Raw genomic sequence first — 20,093 nt, forward strand, 5'->3', positions numbered from 1 at the left:
ATCTACATGTAATGATAAATTTATTGAAAAAAAGAAAAAGTTAGAAGTGAATATTCACTTCTATTTAATAGTTATTTTTACAGATTTGCTTGCTGAAGAGTATGTTTTATCTCCAGCGAACTTAACAGTTCCTGAAAACTTACCTTTTTTGGTTATTTTAAGGTTAAAGGTTGCCTGACCGTTGGCATTTGTTTTAGCAGTGTAAGTTTTACCATTAATTTTCATGGTCACTTTCTTGCCTGCGCTAAGGTAAACTTTACCGTCAAGTGAATTGCATTTCTCTGTTTTTAATGTTACAGTGTATTTTTTGGTTTTTACACTAACTTTGTAGGTTTTAGCAGGAGCTGTGATTGTAATAGGTTTTTTCTGGATGTCGAAACTGAATGCAACAAATGTAGCATTGTAGTTTTCATCACCAAGATATGACATTGCACAGAGTGCTTCCTGAGCCAATTGAGTGTTAATACCAATAAATACAATACCGTTTTCATCAGTAGTTCTGTTTAGAATAACTGTTTTGTATGCGAATTTAACTGTAGCATTTACAATTGGGTTTCCGTTGGAGTCTGTTAATTTAAATGAAGTGGTCTGACCGACTTCACCAGCTTTGGAATCAACAGCATAGGTTTTAATGGAAACGCCTTCAGTAACATTGAACTGAGATCCGAGTCTGACAACAGTAGGAGCAACATCTTTTATGATAAGAGTAGTGTTTGCAGCATCAGCGCCTTCACTGCCTGCAAATACAATATCAACAATACTGTTTGAAGCACCCTGAACCTGGAAAACACCATCAGTATCTGTAGTTACGTTAGTTGCATTTTCACCGTTTATGGTATATGTAATTACAGCATTAGCAATAGGACTGCCTTCATCATCAACCAAAGTACCTTTAACCGCCAAATCAGCCTCAATAATGTTGAGATAAATGAAAGATTTAGTAGTTTTACCGGCATCAGTAAAGGTTAAATTGTACTCGGTATCGAAGTAATCATCAGTACCGTTGAATAATAATGTTAAAACACCGTTTTTAATACCTTTAACAGTGAAAGCACCATTTTCATCAGTAGTTACGTTAGCAACGTTTTCACCGTTGATGATTGATAAGATTGTAGCGTTAGCAATAGGATTGCCCACAGGATCAACTAAAACACAAACAATGCCTAAATCACCAGCAAAACCAGTGATAGCAATAGTTGAAGGAGTTCTGTAATCCATAGGATCAGCTGCAACGAATGGATACATAGCATCTTCAGGGTTGAAGATAACATTCTTATCATCATCAGTAGTGAATAAGTATCCTACATCACCGAACACAACAGCATAGTCTAAAGCACCATGATTATCTGCATAATCAGTTCTGATAGGAGCATTACCGGTGTAATCCGTAATGTTTTCACCGTCAGTTAAGTTTTTAATAACAGTTTGCTCATCTTCAGAATATAATACAATCCATGAGTTAGGTTCAAAAGATTGTGGTTTATCAGGATTAAGATTAATAAATATAACTACCGGTTTTTCATTGCTACCCCAATAGTTGTTTTCAAATGTACAATTAGGATTATCACGATCTGAACGATAATTTCTATCAATTACTGGATTGGAGTTGATGAATACAGAATTAGTTATATTGTATAGTGAATTTTCACCAGGAGTGAAACTGTAAGCTATTTTTGATAAATTATAGAATACACAACTATCTATATCAAAATTAACTGTTCCATAAGTATTTACAGCCCATATACAATCCATATTTACAAATGTTGAATTAGATACTGAAACATTTTTTCCATAAGCTCCATAGGCATAACCAAATGGAGATACTTTAACACCATCAATATAGTTAACATCGTACTCAGGTAATGGAGAATCATAATTATTTATCATGGATAAATTATTTGCAATAATATTACCTGCAAGTGTAAATACTGGACACAAGTTATCATAAGTTTCATTATATCCAATTATACTTAAATATGAATTATTTCCATCATTAGAAATAATAGTGTTTTCAATCACAGTATATAATCCCGCACCTCCATTAAACATTGACACTACACCAGTTAATAAGAAGAATTGAAGATTAAAATTATCTTTAATAACTGAATTATTAATGAATAATGAGTTAACAGAATATAATAAACCAGATACTGCTACATTGGATGTTAATACTGAATTGTCAATTGTTACATCTCCTCCTGAAACAAGACCATTAGATGAAATACCATTATTGCTAAATACAGAATTATTAATTACTAAATTTCCATTATTTACAATAATTGCTTGACCACCGCGACAATTAGTAATTTCAACACCATCTAAATAAAGAGTTGCATTTTCATCAATACTAATAGGAGAACTTAAGCCATTAAGAATATTAGTTATGGAATTAGTTGCAGTTCCAATTAAATTAACATTTGAAGGCAACATGTTTTTAATAGTTAAGTTAACTAAAGTAATTTTATTTTTACCTTCTGTAATTCTAGCAAATATTTTTTCATTATTACCATCAATAATAGTTTTTTCAATACCTGCACCAACAATAGTTACATTATTCATTGAAGAAAGTTCTAAATTAGTGTTTAAATCACCGGCATAAACTCCCTCTACAATATTAATAAAAATATTTCTACAATTTTTACTTCCTTCAGTTAATGCATAATTAATAGATTTAAATGGATTTTTTTCACTGCCGTTTCCACTTTCATCACTACCTTCATTAGATACCCAATAAGTAACATTATCCAAAATACCTTCTAATTTTACATTAACTGTAGCATTATTAACAATAGCATTTACAGGTTGGAAATTCATATATCCACTTAATTCATATTGACCATCTTCAAAACCAGCATAATTTAATATAGCAACACCATTGTTAATTTCACTAACACCGATATTAGTTTCATTAAGTAAGAAATAAACATTATTTCCACCAATTGATATGCCAGTATCTGTAGTAATATTAGCTATTAAATTATCAACCAGATAAGAAGTATTCAAATTATTAAAATTAATAGTTAAATCAATAGCATAAATATAATTACTATAATCACTACCATATCCTCCTTGTGGAGCCAAATAAATATCATTACCATTTCTGTTTGCAACATTATTATTAAAGGTTACATTGATTAATTCTAATGTTTTTGAATTTTTAACAAATGGCATCAATGAAATTGCACCACCATAATCAGCACTATTATTAATAAATTCACAGTTAGTAAAACTTCCTGCTTTAATTTTAGTAACACCCGCTTCAACAGCAGAGTTATTGATAAATTTACAATCTGCAAATACATAAGTTGGATTTGTCTGGATATTATTATTTTGATATTGCCAGCCAATTACACCACTTTCATATGCATAATTATTCACAAAAGTATTATTTTCAAAAGTATAAGTTCCACTATTTGATGTGAATATAACACCATAATTTGCTGTTGGATAATTTTGACTAAAGTAAACTTGACTAGCTTTATTATTTACAAAATTATTATTTCTACTTGTAAATCCATTATTTGCATAAAGAACACCACCTTTTGTAGCAGTATTATTTAAAAAAGTACAATTTTCTATTACTAAGTTAGAAGCACTAATAACTATTATTCCACCATTATTTAAATCTACAAATTCATTATTTGTTATATTAGAATTAGACATTGAATTTGAAAGATATATTCTTCCAATATTATTGTTATAATCAACATTTGTCAATTTTGATTGATATACAACATATCTACTATTTGAATTAACAGTGTTGTTAGAGATAATACAATTATTTAATTCTCCTCCCCCTATTAAATTTGTAGAAGTAGATTTACCATTAATAAAAGTTAAATTTTCTAAAGTTGCATCAGTTGTTCTAATTGAAACAAACCAATTATTATTGGTTGCATCAATAATTGCTTTTCCGTAATTTTCACCAACAAGTTGAAGTGTTCCTTTATTAGCAATAGTCAATGCAACATTACCCACACCAGAATATGTACCATCAAGTAAATGAACAGTTACAGTGAAAGATTTATCAAAACCAACATCGATTGCATTTTGAATAGTTTCAAATGGATATTCATAAGAACCATTATTTGCATCACTACCTTTTGGTGATACATATAAATCTATAGGTTCATTTGAAAGAGTTATATTAACTGTTGTTAACACATCAGTTTCACCATTATTCCATGCAATTGTTAAATTATAAATTCCATTTTCTGGAATATTATTAAATATAATGAAAGTCAAATTACCAGAAATAGTTGGAGAATATACATAGGTGTTATTTCCAGATAATTTTACGCTAAATGAATCTGCTTTAACAATATTACCCTCATCATCAGTTATATTAGTGATTGGAATCTTAACACCTTTGTTAACTTCAGGATTAGAAACATTAATTACATCTCTAATCATTGAAAAATTCATAATACTCAAACTACCCCTAAGATAAATATTTCCAACAGAATTGGTTGAATTAATAAAAGTATTGTTTTCAAAAACAAAATTTCCATAAAGTAAATTAACAATAGAATACTCTTCAGATGGATTAGAACAATTAATAAATTCATTTCCAATGACACTACATTCAGTACCATAACCTGGATTTAAATATAAAGAAGCATCACTTGTTCCAGTTAAATTAATAAATTTATTGTTAATAATAGAGGATTTAGTTTGGGACATGTAAACAGCAGGACCTAAACCATCAGGTGACGCAAACCCAGTGTTAATAAATGTATTGTTTTCTAAATATAATTTTTCAATATTATTAACATAAATTGCTCCACCCCCATTAGCAGACATGAATCCTCCATCAGAGCCCATTACTAAACATGAAATAAAACTAGAATTCTTCACTGTTAAATAACTTTTAAGATTATCATCACCAATGACAAACATGTCATTAGCTGCTGAAATTGCACCACCTTGGGAGCCAGTAGTTATTGAATCTTTAAATACACAATTTTCAACAGTCAAAATACCTTGATTAGAAATGGTTCCTCCAAGATCATTATTTTTACAATTAATAAAAGTTAAATCTTTAACTGTGACATTTGCTTTAGAAGCAATAGTTGCAAAATTATAAGCAGATTGCCCATCTAAAAATGTTTTATCAGGACCTGCACCAATGAATTTTAAATTTCCTCCAAATGAGTTATGATTTAAATCAATGTACAAACCTTTATATTCATCATCCCATTCATCTACAAAATCACCATAATCTTCATAATAGTGAATTATTGTTCCTTCAAGGAAAAATGTTCCTTCACCAATATGAATTGTAGCATCATTAGATGCATTTACATCAGAATATGCTTTTTTTATTGTAGCATAAGGACTTTCTTTAGATCCAACATTTGAATCATTTCCAGTATCACTTACATAGATTTCTTTTGTAGTTACTTCTACATCAACAGGGTCTTCATCAGGTCCAATAGGAAAATCCGGAATGACAATTCCTGGAAATTCAATTCCCACTGTTGATTCATCACTAGTCGCCACTGCATCATCAGATGAATTAACATCTCCAGCACTGACAGCACCAATCATGAAAACAAGCAATACAAAAGATATAAATAATATCCTATAATTTTTCATAATCTTATTTACCTCAACAATTTTTTAAAAGTATTAAACTATAAAACTAAAAATCTAAACTATTTAATACCAATAATATATATTATGATAAAGTATATTTAAAGATTATTAAATTATATTTTAATTAAGAATTATAGAAAATAATTAAAATTAATAAGAATTATAAAAAATAGGAGAAAAAATAATATTTAATTATTTTCTGAGCGATATTTTCTATAAAATCCAATAAACAGGAAAATCCATAATAAAATAAATAAGACATTAATAATTGATAAATCCTCATCGATTATTTCTTTTTTGACTTCTTTTGTTATTTCATATGCTTTTCCACCTTCACCGCTTCCACCTTCACTTGATGAAGATTGAGCACTTGGAGAAGAATCAGCAGCATTGGCAGTCATTCCAACAGAAGCTAAGTTATTAACACTTGAACTGTTTGATTTGCTTAAGCTGTTAGGATTTACAGTATTACCGTTGACTGAAGTTTTACTGTTTCCTGAAGATTCATACGGACTTACACCATCGCCGTCACCAAATTGACCACTCCAATCACCATTATTTTTTCCAGTTGGCCAATTTCCATTGAAGTTAAATTCGTTCGAATCAATTCTTTGTGAATAAGAAGTATCACCAGTCAATGTAAAGCTAGTATGAGTACCTGAACCTGTTGAAGTAGGATTTGACTGTTGTGAATTTCCATTACCCCTATTTGGATTGTTACCAGAATTATCTTCACCATTGACCACTACAGGCCCCCAGTCTATTTTTTGACCTGACCATGATCTAAATCTAATGTTATGTTGCATGAATACTGAATCATCAGGCCCATTTATTGAACCCCACCAGTTCCCACGGGCATCAATTTTTGCACTTCCTGAAACACCATATGTTCCAGAAAATGTAGACCCACTTGGAGCATTATTGTCATAGATATTTGAATTTTTAATGGCGAAATTCCCAATGCCTATTGTGAATGCCCCACCATATTCCAATGCATTATTTCCAGAGACAGTTACATTAAACATGTCTGCATTATTTTCCACATGCCCATATGATGAATATGAATTGTACTGTAAAGCTCCCCCATATTTTGCAGAATTATTGACTATTTCTGTGTTGAATATTTCAAAGTTACCAAATATATCTAATCCTCCACCCTGCTCACCAGCACGGTTATCAGTGAATATACATTTTTCGATTGAAGAGTTAAGTGACTGGACACATATTGCTCCACCATTGCTTTCAGCAAGATTATGCGTAAAAGTGTTATTATATAAATTAAATTGAATTAAAGCTCCAAATATGGCTCCCCCCTCCGCATGAATGTTATATAGACTTCCACCATAACGGTCATCCACCAGCATGCTCAAGTTACCACAAGAAGTATTTTTAGCTTCATTATTTGTAAAAACTGAATTGTCAATGTTTAAAATAGAAGTTGGAGAATAAACTATTTTTTCTCCTTTGCCAGAGTAATCTAAATTAGAGGTAGAATAATAGTTTTGAGTTGTTAAGATGTTGCTGTCATATGCTATTGCACCACCATATTTAGCGGTATTACTATCAAACAATGAATTATTAATGTTTAAAACAGTATTTGAAAATATTGCACCACCCATTCCCGGTAAAGCCTCGCAGGTTGACACATAACGATATCTCAATCCTGCAAGGTTAGGATATTCCCGATAAATAATCTTTTTAATAGAACAGTAATCAAGAGTTTGAATAGCTAAATTGTCTTTAAATTCACAGTCTTCAATGATACATTCCCCATTGGAATTTGTATAAATGGCCCCACCATGAACACCGGTGTTGTTACATATTAATGAATTTTTAATGGTGGTTTTTCCAAAATCTGCAATAGCCCCACCCTTATGGGCAAAATTATCATAAAGTGCAGATGAACTAATTATTAACTCTCCAAGATTAAGAATTGCACCACCAATACCAAGCTCTGAACAGTCATAACTGTACATTTCATATTTATTGTACTTGTTTTTGTATGAAAATGTCGGATTTGAATTATCATAATAAGATGATGAATTATAAATTACAGAATTATTAATCAATAATGTTCCTAAATTATTAAAAAGTGATCCTCCCTCCACACTGAATCCATTGAACACTTTCAATGAGTTTATGGACAAAATTCCACCTTTCCCAATATTGAATAGCTGGCTGTTTAAAGCATTTATATAGGTGTTTCCTTCCATATTAATGGCAGTTAATGTAACATTCTTATCAACAGTAATATTGGATTCGTTATACATACCAGGAAGTATGTAAATTATCGCCCCACTTAAGCAGTTTTCAATTGCTTTTTTGATTGTTGGGTAAGGATCGTCAAAACTTCCATTGCCCTTGTCAGTGCCATTTACTGAAACATAAATGATAACAGGAACATTGTCATGAACTGTATTGTTTATTGCTTTGACCGCATCATCCCCTCTTTTAAATCCGTTTGAAGAAGTAAAATAATTATTAGTAACAGTATTGTTTTCTGAATCGATTACAACGGCATAGTCCTGACCATCATTTGAAGATGACACAATCCTATTGAACATGATTTCATTACCTGATGAATTATCATAATAAATTGCAACTGGATTACCATCTAAACTATTAATCAACACATTGTTATTATAAATTCTATCATTAAAGACATTATCAGCAAAATAAAAGTAAGCATCATCAGTTGCATTGATGTAAATGACATTACCGGAAATATTGCTTGCGTAAGATGAATCTGAAGCTATGAGCTTGAAATTAGACCCAACAGCATCAAAGGAATTATTCAATATATTGGTTTCGTTTGATTTACTTATAAGAACAATTACAGCATCAGTTGAATTGACATTTAACTCATTTGCCACAAAATTACCATTCAAACATCCATTAAAGATTATGGTTTCCCCTTTAACTTCAAAGGAATTGTTTGAAATTGTATTGTTCAAGCCACAGTTGTCTGTTATTTTTGAATCTGCAAAATTATTTGAAGTAATTGTTACATCTGAAACATTCTGCAATACAATATTTGCATCGTTAAAATCAAATCCAGTTATTATTGATTTATCAGACCCCTTAGATAATATTAAAATAGCTCTGAAGTCATTTAAGTGCGAATACGGTTTTATTAAAACTGACACATCAATATCCATTGCTTTTGAATCTGTGAAATTTTTAAATAAAATCTTATCGCTATTTTTGATAATTCCTGAAATCAGTTTTCCATTCATGTTAAAGTATAAGTCATAGTTATTGTTTGAAATAACAAAGGCATTTGAATTTATTTTTGAAATTTGTGAACTTAAATTAGTAATTATTTCACAATTTTGAGCATCAATAATATTATTTTCAAACTTATCGACATAAGATTGTCTTGTAAGGTAAATAGCTGAATTACCTTTACCAAGTGCATCACCTGCATGTTCATCAGTTAAATTTCTTCCAACAACAATGATTTCATTACCTTTAATGGTTGAACTTGAATTATACAAACCGATGGCATAAACACCATTAGCAGTTCCTTTTAAATAATTATTCACTATTTTACAATAGTCTACCCTATAAAGTTCAATCAAATAGCTCATTTCCTTTGAATTGACAATGATAGAATTTGAATCTAGGTTAATGTCATATGGCCTTTCAAAAACATCACAGACCGCTACACCATATGCTGAACCGTCAGACATTATATTAATGCTATTTCCTGTAATGCTACTTTCAACCAGCGCATCAAAATACATTGCCTCGGCTATGCCTGAAGATTTGATTAGAATGTTATTGTTCAAAATATTAAAATTGCTTGAAATCCTTTTTACCATCAGGTATTGTGGCTCTGAAACGCAAATCGCATAAGTCACATAGGCCTTTGAATTTACAAATATTGAATTACCAGTGATATTACAAAAGTCACACCCTCTAACAACGGATATTGTTTTACTTTCAAAAACATCACCCGCCAATACTGTAAATTCATTATCCTTAACTACTACATTTTCAACACCGTCAAGGATAATGCTTTCCTTATCAAAACTGTAAAACTTGAAGTCTCTAATAGTAGAATCGGATGCATCTTCTGTCAATGTTATTGTGATATTATATAACAGGTTAGCCTGTTTGTTACTTGTTAATGTGATTGGATCTGTGAAATAAAGATTCTTGTTTGTCAGAAATGTTAAAAACAAAATTCTTTGTGAATTTGTTTTGAAATTATATTTTAAATAGCCCTCATCGTCAAAATAATCATAAAAATTACTGTCATCAATCACCAATATTTCAGTATCCTTGATGATACCATTGATTGTATTGTCTGCAATCTGACCAGGATTTCTATCATCCAAAGTCATGTACATGTTAATGTAGAATGCATCACTTTCATTTGTTTCTATATAATTTTCAGATATTGTGGTGTTGTAGACATAACCTTCGATACAAACACCATATTTATCACTGTAAATCTTGTTTGAGACAATAGTATTATTATATACTTTAAATTTTTCACTTTTAGACACACTGGAAATACCTTTGGCTTTTGTATGGATAATGTTGTTTGATACAAAAGAATTGTTTCCATTGAGCAAAATTCCATCATCCCCTAAAACATAAATCCTATTTCCAGTTATGTTTGAATTGTTTGAACCGTCAGAGATTCCAACACCATATTTAGACAATTTTATTGTATTATCATATACATTAGCTCCACGACCAATGGAAATTGCCTTATAAAGATTGTCATAAACAATTGTATTGTTAAAAACATATGCATTATCTTTATAGTCTAGTTCATCAGGAAAAATTGTTATACCGTCATTCATTGATGAACCTGTAATAATATTGTCTGAAATAACTACATCATCTGCACCCGCCACAATTGAAGAAGTACAGTTTATAATTGTATTTCCAGATATTAGAATATTATTTGAATTACCAGACATGGTTATTCCAATATCTCCGTTGACAATAGTATTATTGATGATTGAAGTGTTATCAGATTTTCCCATCAAATTGAGAGTCCATTCCATGACACTGTTTTCATCCACATTTTTAATGAAATTGTTTGAAATATAAGTTCCAACACAATCTGCAGGACCACTGTAATCAGCATGACCATAAGGATTCATATAAATTATATTAGCCACGGCAGCATAATATAAAGTTTTAACTTCCAGACGGTTATAGGAAATATTGTTGTAGTCACACATTCCCATCAGAATACATGATGTGAAAGTTGAAACTACATCATTGTATAAAATTCTGTTTCTGCTTGAATATCCCATCGGTATCGCATAGCATCCTTCAGTACCTGGAATTCGAATGGTGTTATTATAGATAAGATTATCACTTGAATTTGAAAACCATATCCCATGCAACTTGCAAACGAATAATCCATCAACATATAAATCTCCTTTTGTATTGTTAATAACCAAGTTGGTAATGTTGGATCCGCTGCTTCCCTGAACCAGATGAATAACCCCATTGCTGATTTCACAATCGGAAGATAAAGGCATTATATTTAAAGGTCGGTCAATAATAAAAGCCTTATTAGAAACATTACCCATTTTAATAGTATTGACAGAGGGATTTAATGTATCTTTAATTGTACCAGTATACTTATTGAAGTAATTATCGTAATTATCATCCGTGATAACTATTTCAGATTCACCACTTTCAAATGATGCATCATCGACCGGAATTCCTTCAATTTCAGACGAAATATCAACTGTCAGAGTTAAATTGTCAATATCAGTGGCATAAACTCCACCAATAGTGCATAAAATGATTAAACTTAGAAAAGCAAGTATTAAAATTTTGTTATTCATTTAACCACCTTCACTGTATTCTTCACGGTCAAACCTGCATAAGTTGTTTTTATTGTATATTTACCTTTATTAAGTTTGATGTTTACTTTAGCAATACCTTTACTATCAGTTTTAACATTATATGTTTTTTTATTAATATTAAATTTGACTGTTGCTTTTTTAGCAATCTCACCATTGGATTTGAGAATTTTTGCTTGGAAATTAATCTTTTTTGCAACCTTAACATTTTTATTTGAAGTGATTATTCTAGTCTTTACAGTGATTTTATTTGAGTGCTTTTCACCAGTTTTGGTATTCCGGGTTGTTATGGTATATTTTCCAGGTTTTAAATTGATTTTTAGGGTTGCAACTCCATTTGCATTTGTCTTGATTGAATAAGTTTTACTTTTTAATGTGAATTTCACCAAAGTATTTTTCAATAGCTTTCCATTCTTGTCTTTAAATATTGCCTTAAAGTTTGCAGAGCCTTTATAATACTTAACAAGATTGGAAGAAGATATGGTGGATAAAATCTTAACATTATACATTTCAATCTGGCCCGTAACAGTATTTAAGATATTCAAGTCATAACTGCCAGCATTTAATTTAATAGGTAATGTGGCAATTCCGTATTCATCTGTTTTAACCTTATATGTGACCCCATTAATGTTTAGAAGCACATCAGTATCATTTAAAGCATTATTGCTGAAGTCGAAAAATGTTGCATACATTGTAGTTTTTCCAGTATAATATACGGTAACGTTACTGCTTAAAAGAGTTGTCAAAACAGCAATATTGTTTGAAACAATTCTGTACTCATCTGGATAGCTTCCCTGATAAAATGCAGTAATGTTATACTCACCCGGGCCAAACCAGACTTCAAAGACTGCAAATCCATCGCCATCAGTGGTTTCATTATAAGTTTCATTGTTGAAAATGAAGTGAATAGTCTTTCCAACCATAGGTCTGCCCAATGCATCAAACAATGCTACATAATAATGGGTGCCGTTATGATAAGATTTAACTACGTCCTGAGAGACCAAATAAACCGGTTCTCCTGAAACACGAATATGGTTGGTGACATATGCTTTTGTCAGATTGCTTGATTCTTCAAATTTAGCTTTGACTTCAAAAGCTCCAGGATTGAATAAAGCATTTAATACTGCCTTTCCCCGATTATCAGTTGTTGAATAATATTTATTTCCTTTTACAATAAATTCCACAGTTGCATTTTCAATGAAATCCCCATCAACTGTCTTTAAAATAACATAATATGCATTTCCATAACCATTGATTATTTCCGCATCACTGCCGAAGAGTATTGTCTCAGTAACGTTTTCAAAAGGAGATATATAAATATTATTTGTATTGAAACTTTCAAAGTACATATTATTGCCTGAATAGTATGCCTTTGCAGTATAAGTACCATAACTTAAGTTCAAGTAAAATATTGCTTCACCATTTTGATTGGTATAAGTTTCATAGCTTCCAATTAAATTATTCTCTACATCAGTGATATTTAAAACAATTTGGGACGATTTGATAGGATTTTCCAAAGCATCAAGAAGTAATACTCTATAATTAAATGTTTTGCCTTCTCCAGCATGCACTTCGTTTGTTTCCAAGCCAGTGATAGTTTTTGAATCATCAACAACCAAAATTGTGGTGTTGGTGCTTGAAGAGATATAATTGACATTTTCAAATTCACATTCCACACTATGATAGCCCAAATCGAGATTTAAAGGCAATTTTGCAATTCCAAAACTGTTTGTAGAAACATTATATGATTTGCCATCAACTTTTATGGCCACCGGCAAATTGGAAATGGCTACTCCATTCTTGTTTATTAGTTTTACTTCAAAGTTTTTGTTATCCCCTTTTTTTATAATCATGTCTGATGCAACAAGGCTTGTCGGCATCCTGAATATTGTAATTGTATTTGATTTTGAATTGTAAATGTTATAAAACGGATTTTCATATTTGTAGGTGATGTTATATGTTCCAGGTTCAAGTGTAATTTGAACACGAACATTACCAAATGCATCGCTTTCAGCATTAATCGCCTTTGAAAAATCCCCTGAAGATATTACGACAGGAATGCTCATTCCTTCAAGTGAAAACTTGTTTGTATCATTGAATAAAATTGTAAAGTATCCATTTTCACCATAATATGCAGTATAGTCAGTTCCATCAAGATAAACCTTACCGACACTTACGCTGTGACTTACTTCAACTGTTGCAGCCCCGGTTGATGGATTATACCATGTGCTACCATCATAGTTCATTATTGCAAAGTAGATGTTTTCAACTGCATCTATTTTGAAATTTACCTCCCCGTTTGCATCGCTGGTCTCATTGTAGGTTTTGTACAATCCATCTTCATATAATTCGAGCGTTAATTTTTCACTAGAAACCCTTTTACCGTACATATCTTTTAGAATGACTGTGAATACTCCGTTTTCAGGAATTTTTGCATGTGATTTGAAGTTTAATGTTAAGTATACCTTTTGAATGTTCAAGCTTGATTTTACATTGGCCGAACCATAAACATTGTCTCCTGCAAAGCTTGCTTCAACATCGTAAATTCCAGGAAGCAGGTTAATGTTAATTGATCCCACACCATTTTCCACTTTTATCTTAAAATCAGCTGAATCTGTAGCATTTGATATTTTCAGGTTAATTGTTTCATCTGAAATCCTGTTTCCATAAATGTCTGTAAATGTAAATTCATAGTCATTTCCCCTTCCGTAGAGAGTAGCATTTGGAAGTGTCAATGTTGTATTTATCGGATTGACTGTAACATGTGAATAGGAATAACTTGGTTTATACCAGTCATCACCTAAATAATTCCATTTGGCAATATAGTCACCAGTATCAAGAGAAAATAATGTTTCTGCCTGCCCATTGGTCCCAGTCATTACATTAACACTTGCAAGCAATTTGTTTTTTGAGTTGTAAATTTCTAATACGATTGACTGATTGAGTAACTTTCTTCCAAGTTCATCAGTTAATATCATGTAAAACCTATTATTCTTTCCCCAATAGACAAAATCATGCGAATAAATTGAAGTTTCAATTGATGATACATTTATAACGGCTTGAGAAGAGGATTTTTCAAAGTAACCATTTCCATAATATATTACTTCAATATTGTACATTCCCACTGCATAGTCCACATTTAAATATGAAACTCCATTTTCATCAGTTGTTAATGTGTAAGGCTGCATAAACCCATTTTTTGATTTGACAACAACATCCAAAAGCTGGTTTGAAATCTTATGGCCATTGACATTGATTAAAGTAATCTTATACTTATTGTTCTTACCATAGAGAGTCACGTCATCTATCAATATCAATGTGGAATTATTGTAAACTGTTAGACTCAATTTCTGATTGTCCACCACAACATATACATCAAAATCAGAGGTTGTATTTTTAATCAAATGAGCTATAGCATAATTATTAACAAGGTTAACTACTGGTGTGATTTCACCATTATCACTTGTGAAATAAGCCATTCTTTCAGGTAAAGTGTGATTTAACCTGTAAATGTTTTTATCGTCATCAACGACATTATCGAGTGATGCTATAATCTTGTTGCCTTCCTGAGTTATGTTTAAAATCACCCAATTTTCCAAGGTCAGATTGCCAATGAACACCTGAACTTTTGAATCGTCAGGCTTTTGATTTGAACCCCACCAATTGCTTGAAGCATTCAAATTGCCCTTATACACGAATATGTCACTTGGACCATAAAGACCCGTGTTATTCAAGAAAACACAGTAATGAACTTCATTAGGTTCTGACAATACACCAAAAGCTCCGGTATTTTTAATAAATATACTATTGTAAACATTATCTGATTGAATTACATGTTGAGTATATGTTTTTGCTGGAAGCTGATTTCCATAAAAGTAAGAGTTATTGATTAAATCGAAAGCCGTGATTAAAGTTTGCAGATAACTATCAGAACTTACATAATATTCCTCAAAAGGAACATCAGTATTGTTAATGAAACAGGAATTATTTATTACATTGCATACAACAATATGGCCTCTATTTTTGTAAAAGTAGCATGAATCAATAACTGCATATCGTCTATTATTTTCTGAATTGTCAATGTTCAGACCGAAACGATTGCGGTTTATCCAATTATTGTTAACAAATGAAGTATTGTAAATGTAAGTTTTGGAAAGACTATTTATGCCTGTGGAAATTAAACCATTAGTATTGTTTTCAAATCTTGAATTGAGAACATCAATGTCAGAGTTGACCGAAATTATATCTTCAACATGATATTTACTAGCTTCATTTGTAAAGTAAGTATTGTTAACACATATAAATTTTGAATTACCTTTAATTGCACAGCCTACAAAATTATTAAAGCTCACATTGTTCAAATAGATTGAATCTGACTTATTTGCATAAATTATACCGAAATTAGCAGGAATATCATAAAAATTGGAATTTTTCACATTGACCTGTCCACCGTTTAGATAAATCAGAGCATCAGCATAAGCCTGATTAAAAGTTGTAAAATTAATATTGTCAATATTTAAGATACCTTTATCATCAACTATGAAAATGTTTCTAGCGTTAGGTCTTGAAAGAACTGCATTGCCCAATCCAACAAAATATAACTCTTTTGAGATTTGTAAATTTGCATTCCAGCTTAAGGTATACACCCCTTCCATTACATAAATGGTATTTCCACTGTATGCCATTGAGACTGCCTTTGACAATGTCTTAAATGGATTTTCAGGTGAGCCATCACAGAAATAATCATTACCTTTATCATTTGAAACATACCATGTGTAATCTGTATATCCGTCACCAACAGCAAACCTCAGCACCTGGTTGTCAACTTTTGCATAAATCATTGTATTTAAATTATTTCCAATCAATTCTGTTCTATATGATCCATTGACCAGATATCCTTGAGACTGTTTGAAACTGCCACTTTCAGTTTCCAGTTTAACCAATCTTTGGTTTACATCACAAATATCTTTCAAGTCAAAAACATTATTGCCATCAGTATATTTGACAAAATCAACTGAAACATTATTGTCAGTGCAGTCAAATGCCATTACTATCCAATACTTGGCTGACACTTTTGCGTATGCATTTTTTTCTACACGAGGGCCCCTATTATCTCCCCACCAGTTATAATTGGCATCAACATTACTGTCCACCATGGCAAAAATCCTATCAAGAACTGTTGAATAGGTTATAGACACATTTGAATAGTCAAACCATAAAATTCTGTTAAATGAAGATGACTTAATGGTTACATTTGAATAAAATGCTCTAAAAGAATACTGAGTTTTCTCGCTGTCATTGAAAAATGTTGAATTTTGAATAATAGCATTTGAATTCCATAATTCATCTTCACGAGGATCTACAAATGAATTGTTGACAACCAATAAATCATTGTTTGAAACTCTCAGGGACATTACCTGTGACTTGTCAATGACAGACCTGATGTCCATGTCATAACTTCTATTGGAAATAAATGCGCTAAGATATGAATTTGAAACATTCATATTCCTATTGTTATAGACCGTGGAGACAAATTTTGAATTAAAAATTACACAATCTCCAATGTTTGTAACGAATTCTCCCCTGGAAGGATTATTTTTAATTTGACGTTGAATCCAGGAAATAAAACCTATGTTTCCAGCCTCACCAAATACTGATTTCCAGTCGATTGACAATTTGGATTCTGAAATGTTGTCCAGAGTTAATGAATTCTTATTCAATATTGCGCCGTTGATTGTTGTGAAATTGTAAAAATTGCAATTGCTGATTTTAAGATTCCCTTCATTTATTATAGGTGAAAGTGAACCTTCCAAATCTGCATAACCATTAATAAATTTAATATTATTTAAAATAAGGGATGAATCATTGTTAACTTTAAATATTAATTGAGATTTATTTCCATTACCTCCATCAACAGTAACATCACCTATTCCAGTTATTGAAATTGATTTGTTTACTATTTCATAACCTGTAGAATTATAAACACCACTTTTCAAATAGATATTTGAATTGTTTGAGGCCACACCAATTGTATAGTCAAGTGTATGATAAGGATTATCAACTGATCCGTTTCCAAGGCTGTCGCTACCTTCAACACTTACATAAACATCCTGTATGGCGGTTTCGTTTTCAGCAAAAGCTACATTGACAGTCAATATTAATGAAAAAATCATCAACATTAAAAATATCTTTTTCAACTTTTATGACCTCAACAATTTAATTGATATATTTTATATTGTACATTATATTTATATTTACAGTCAAATTGATTAAAATTAAATTAAATAGGAAAATAGGATTTTCTAGAAAGTTTCAAGACCCAATTTTAAACAAAAAGACAATAATTATTTCAATAGTTTAACTCTTGAAATATAAAAAATATTAATCGAATTTTACATTAACATTAAGCCCTTTAATTTTAAAAGCTGATTGAAAATAAGAATATATATCAACCGAGAGAAATCAGTTATAAAATTGAAAATATGAAATGTCAATGTCAAAAAAGAAAAAAAAGTTAGAAGTGAAAAATCACTTCTATTTAATAGTTATTTTTACAGATTTGCTTGCTGAAGCGTATGTTTTATCTCCAGCAAATTTAACAGTTGCTGCAAATTTACCTTTTTTGGTTATTTTAAGGTTAAAGGTTGCTTGACCTTTAGCATTGGTTTTTGCAGTGTAAGTTTTACCATTGATTTTCATGGTTATTTTCTTACCTGCGCTGAGGTAAACTTTTCCATCTCTGGAATTGCATTTTTCTGTTTTTATGGTTACTGTGTATTTTTTGGTTTTTGCACTTACTTTGTATGATTTTGCAGGAGCTGAAATTGTAATAGGTTTTTTCTGGATGTCGAAACTGAATGCGACAAATGTAGCGTTGTATTTGTCATCACCGAGATAGGACATTGCACAGAGTGCTTCCTGAGCTAATTGAGTGTTAATACCAATAAATACGATACCATTTTCATCAGTAGTTCTTTCGAGAATAACTGTTTTGTATGCAAATTTGACTGTAGCATTTACAATAGGATTGCCGTTGGAGTCTGTTAATTTAAATGAAGTGGTCTGACCAATTTCACCAGCTTTGGAATCAACAGCATAGGTTTTTATTGAAATACCTTCAGTAACATTGAACTGACTGCCTAATCTAGGAGCTGCAATATCTTTCAATATGATTGAAGCATTTACCGGATTAATTAGTGCATCACCGACATAAGCTAATTTGAGTTCACCGTTGGTGTTGTTGGTTATTCTGAAAGTACCGTTTTCATCTGTAACTACAGTTGAAGATACTCCATTGACTGAATAATCAATTGTTTCGTTTTTAATAGGATTTCCTTTAGCGTCTTTTAAAACACCGATAACTGTACAATCACCATCTACTTCAGTAATTTCGATAGTTCCTGAAATTGATTTAGGATTGTTGTCGTAAACTTCAGCATCACCGGATTTATTGACACTGTAATCACCCATTAACTCTTTAGCAAGTAAATAGTTGTCATGTACTGAAGAATTGGTATCTTTTACATCAATAGTGTAATTTGCAGTTGAATTAATATTATTGTTAATGATTAAAGCATTACCTGCAGTAACTTTGATACCTATTGTTTCAACGCCGAATGTTTCTGAGATTTTTTCATCCCCGACATTAGTTCCGAGTGCATTAATTGCATTGTTTTCTACAGTTAATAGAGATCCTTTAAATGCAATTCCTGTAGTGTAGTTACCGAAAAGGATTAAGTCATTGCCGACAATGTTACTTTCAACATCACCTAAAGAGAATCCGAATACATTGTATGCTTTAGCAGCAATATCATTACCAGTATAATTAGCAGAAACATTAGCACCGTTCATACCGGAATAAATAGCATAAGCAGAAACAATACCACTTACATAAATTTCATTGTCTTTAACTACACCGGAAGCAGGACCTTCAATATCAATACCATTAGCATAATAAATATCAGATGAAACTGAAATATTGTTACCTTCAATAGTGAAGTTTTCTCCACTTACCTGAAGACCATAGATGAAATTGTGACCGTTTGCAGTAATGTTATTGTCTTTAATTAAAGCATTATTAGAATTCTTGAAACTTACAGAATAAATAGTATCATAAAAGCCTACAGCATCATTGTAAGTAACATCGACATTATTGTCCATGAAAATTACATTGTCTGAATCTTCAAACACAATACCTTCAGAAACAGGGAAAGATACCCAGTTACCTGAACCAGCAGGAATTTCAACCCAATCCACAGAGGAAGAAACTAAATCCAAATCAAACTTGTTTTCTACCATCAAAGCAGACACATTATTAAGATAAACAGCATTATTAACACCAGTACCTTTAGTAGCACCCTGATAATCAACAGTATTTCCTAAAACAAATAAAATAGGACCACCTGTAGCATAAATAGCATAAGCATCCTTATCCACACCAGCAACAACATTAATGAAATTGTCAGCTAAGTAAGCAGAAGTCTCATTACCAGTTAAAGAAACACCTTTACCAGCAGTAGCAATAGTATTATCAGTTAAATAAGCAGCACCTTTAATAACTTTAATACCAACAGCTTCAACACCAAATTTTTCTTGAATAGACTCATTACCTTCTTCAGAAGAATTCAAAATAATTCTGTTACCAGTAGCATTAAT

4 protein-coding genes are annotated in these 20,093 nt (G+C 31.2%); all 4 read right to left on the bottom strand.

Going from position 1 to position 20,093, the window contains the following annotated elements; all coding sequences use genetic code 11:
- Positions 1-60: 60 nt before the first annotated feature.
- The gene (locus tag QZU75_RS06380) at positions 61-5,598 is read right to left on the bottom strand and encodes a right-handed parallel beta-helix repeat-containing protein (protein WP_296882392.1); all 5,538 of its coding nucleotides are present in this window, start codon (positions 5,596-5,598) and stop codon (positions 61-63) included.
- A gap of 188 nt (positions 5,599-5,786) precedes the next feature.
- Positions 5,787-11,420, bottom strand: a complete 5,634-nt coding sequence (locus QZU75_RS06385; protein WP_296882393.1) for a right-handed parallel beta-helix repeat-containing protein — start codon at positions 11,418-11,420, stop codon at positions 5,787-5,789.
- The gene (locus QZU75_RS06390) at positions 11,417-17,617 is read right to left on the bottom strand and encodes a hypothetical protein (RefSeq protein ID WP_296882395.1); all 6,201 of its coding nucleotides are present in this window, start codon (positions 17,615-17,617) and stop codon (positions 11,417-11,419) included. The genes QZU75_RS06385 and QZU75_RS06390 overlap by 4 nt, the downstream gene beginning before the upstream one ends.
- A 355-nt stretch (positions 17,618-17,972) precedes the next feature.
- Positions 17,973-20,093: Ig-like domain-containing protein (locus tag QZU75_RS06395; RefSeq protein ID WP_296882396.1), on the bottom strand; the 2,121-nt coding region annotated here is incomplete at its 5' end.

This window comes from uncultured Methanobrevibacter sp., from assembly GCF_902764455.1.
In the GTDB taxonomy this organism is placed as follows: domain Archaea; phylum Methanobacteriota; class Methanobacteria; order Methanobacteriales; family Methanobacteriaceae; genus Methanocatella.